At 45.2% G+C, this 1,044-nt stretch carries 1 protein-coding gene; it reads left to right on the top strand.

Features of this window, described 5'->3' with window-relative positions:
• Positions 1 to 200: 200 nt before the first annotated feature.
• Positions 201 to 1,044, top strand: an 844-nt coding sequence (locus WJQ40_RS00360; RefSeq protein WP_337537525.1) for a hypothetical protein, incomplete at its 3' end; no start/stop codon positions are given.

Here is a 1,044-nt window from a genome sequence, read left to right as displayed (position 1 = left end):
ATTTCATATACTGATACGATAAAAATGTAACAGAAATTCATGTGAAAATCTGATGAATCTGAATCTTTGGGATCTGAACCAGGCAGAGGCATCTTCTGGCGTATCGCCTGCATTTTCACACAGACAAATTATGTAGGCGGAAGAAGACAGAAGAGAAGGGGATACCTGTACTTTCTGTACCGCCAGAGGAGGTAAGAGGTATGGGTAAAACCAAAAAGACACTGGAAGAAATGGATGTCATGGATGATTTCCTGATGAATGCGGCCGCACTGGATCAGGAGCTTGGAGAGGAGTTCTGCAGGCTTATTCTGGAAACCCTGCTGCAAAGGCAGATCGGAAAGATCCATATCACAGCACAGAAGACACTGCAGGGAATCCTTCCCGAGAAACGGGGGATCCGGATGGATGTGGAGATTCTGGAAGGGGAAGATCAGGAATCAGGAGTGAATATTTATGATCTGGAGCCCCATCTGAGAAAGGATATGAATGTGCCAAAGCACAACCGGTTTTATCAGGCAGTGATCGACAGCAGACAGCTTGCCAGTGGGGATCGGGAGTTTGATAAGCTGCCAAATCTCTATATTGTGACGATCCTGAATTATGATATTTTCGGAAAAGGATACATGAAGTACTGTGTACATAATCACTGTGAAGAAGTGCCGGAGGTCGATTATGAAGACGGGCTGACCTTTTTGTATTTTAATACCGGAGGAACCCGTGGGGGAAATGAAGCGATCCATGCACTGCTTACCTATCTGCAGGACAGTCGGAAGGAGAATGTGGTAGATGAAGCTACAGACCGGCTGCACAAACTGGTAACGAAGGTGAAAGAGAAGCCGGAGGTGAAATTGGAATATATGAAATTTGAAGATATTATTTACTGGGAGAAGAAAGACAGTTATAAGGAAGGCGAAGCAGCAGGCAGGGAAAATGCCTATAAGGAGATGATCATAAGCCTTTTGCAGGCACATGGAGAGGTACCCTCAGACCTTAGAGATAAAATCAATGCGATCGAAGATACCGGCATACTGGAGGAGCTGGTAA

Source organism: Suilimivivens sp. (assembly GCF_037359455.1).
GTDB classification, from domain to species: domain Bacteria; phylum Bacillota; class Clostridia; order Lachnospirales; family Lachnospiraceae; genus Suilimivivens; species Suilimivivens aceti.
This window is presented reverse-complemented; position numbering and strand designations above follow the sequence as displayed.